At 73.0% G+C, this 1,758-nt stretch carries 1 protein-coding gene and 1 pseudogene; one reads left to right on the forward strand and one right to left on the reverse strand.

The features are described from left to right. Positions 1 to 122: 122 nt before the first annotated feature. Positions 123 to 353, reverse strand: a pseudogene (locus tag L1885_RS28010) (SCO4848 family membrane protein); the annotation flags it as partial. A 109-nt stretch (positions 354 to 462) separates the two neighbouring features. On the opposite strand from L1885_RS28010, the gene L1885_RS28015 reads away from it, so the two are divergent. Then, positions 463 to 1,695 carry a D-alanyl-D-alanine carboxypeptidase family protein gene (locus L1885_RS28015; RefSeq protein WP_372482056.1) on the forward strand — a complete coding sequence of 411 codons (1,233 nt, stop codon included), beginning with the start codon at positions 463 to 465 and terminating at the stop codon, positions 1,693 to 1,695. Positions 1,696 to 1,758 lie beyond the last annotated feature (63 nt).

The following is a 1,758-nucleotide window of genomic DNA, read 5'->3' on the forward strand; positions in this document are numbered from 1 at the left end:
GGCCGGGGTCAGTTGCGGCTGCCGGCCCGGCGCTCGCCGGGGACGGCGGCGCGGTCCGCTGCCGCGGAGTCGCCATCGGGGGCGCCGGAGGCGGTGGCCTCCGCCGGGCGGGCGGCCCCGCCCCTGAGGGCGCGCAGCCCCCGGAACCCGATTACTCCGATCGCCGTCCCCAGGAGAAAGGAAGCGACGGCCAGCAGAAGGTGGACCCAGAAGTAGGCGGTCGGGTGGCCTGCGTCGTCGAATGCGAGGCCGCTTCCGTCCTGCCACAGGTTCTTAGCGAAAGTGATCCAGATGAACCAGCTCCAGACCCCGAAGGCGAGCAGGAACCAGGACACCGGACGGCTGAGCTTCATGGAACCAGTATCGCCGCCCGGCGCATCTGCGCCGCGGCCGGGGCGCGGCGCGTGTTCCTCGTCACCTCCCCGGTCGAAACCCGGGCCGGGGCCCTGTACGTTCTCCGTCGTGTCTGGTGTGAAGAAGACCGCGGTGACAGTCCTTTCGGCCGCCCTGCTGCCCCTCCTGGCGGCCGCGCCCTCCTGGGCGGGTCCCCGGGCCGACGCGGCGAACGCCAAGCCCCCGCAGCCGCCCGCCCACATGTCCGACGTCGGCGGGGCACGGCTGGGCCTGGCCGGCACCCAGGTCGGCACCGGTACGGGCGTGCCCGCGCTCCCGAAGGAGCTGACCGGGCGGTCCTGGATCGTCTCCGACGCCCAGACGGGCGACGTGCTCGCCGCCCACAACGCGCACTGGCGCCTCCCGCCCGCCTCGACGCTGAAGATGCTCTTCGCGGACACCCTGCTGCCGAAGCTGCCCAGCACGGAGCAGCACCGGGTCGCCGCCGCGGACCTTCAGGGCATGGGCGCGGGCAGCAGCCTCGTCGGGGTCAAGGAGAACGAGACGTACTCCGTCCGCGACCTGTGGCTGGGCGTCTTCCTGCGCTCGGGCAACGACGCCGTGCACGTGCTGGCGGCGATGAACGGCGGGGTGGCGGGGACCGTCCGGGACATGCAGCGGCACGCGGACGATCTCCAGGCGCTCGACACGCACGTCGTCAGTCCGGACGGCTACGACATGCCGGGCCAGGTCTCCAGCGCGTACGACCTGAGCCTCTTCGCGCGCTCCGGCCTCCAGAAGAAGGACTTCCGGCAGTACTGCTCGACGGCCACGGCACAGTTCCCCGGTGACCAGAAGAAGGGCAAGAAGCGGGCGACGTTCCAGATCCAGAACACGGACCGCCTGCTGACCGGGGCCAACGGCATGACTCCCTACCCGGGTCTCGCCGGCGTGAAGAACGGCTACACCACGAACGCCGGCAACACGTACACGGGCGTCGCCGAGGACGCGAAGGGCCGCGTCGTCCTCGTCACCGTGATGAACCCGTCCTCCAAGGAGGCCAACGCGGTCTACAAGGAGGCCGCCTCGCTGCTGAACTGGGGCTTCGCCGCGGACGGCAAGGTGACGCCGGTCGGCAAGCTCGTGCCGCCCAAGTCCGCCGCGACCGACACCAAGCAGGCCGGCGCCTCCAAGAGCCCCTCGGCCGGCGACCGCTCGGCCCGGCCCGCGGTGGCCACGGCCTCGCAGGACTCGTCGCACGTGGGCGCCACGGCGCTGGCGATCATCGGCGGAGTGCTGGTCGTCCTCGCCGCGGGCGGGTACGTCGTCAACCGCCGCTGGCCGCGTCACCCGCGCGCCTGACCGCGGGGCCGACCGGAGCCCGCGCGCGTCGCGCGGTGCGGCCGCGGGACATGCGGCGCGGGC

The organism is Streptomyces fuscigenes, from assembly GCF_021556455.1.
GTDB classification, from domain to species: Bacteria; Actinomycetota; Actinomycetes; order Streptomycetales; family Streptomycetaceae; genus Streptomyces; species Streptomyces fuscigenes.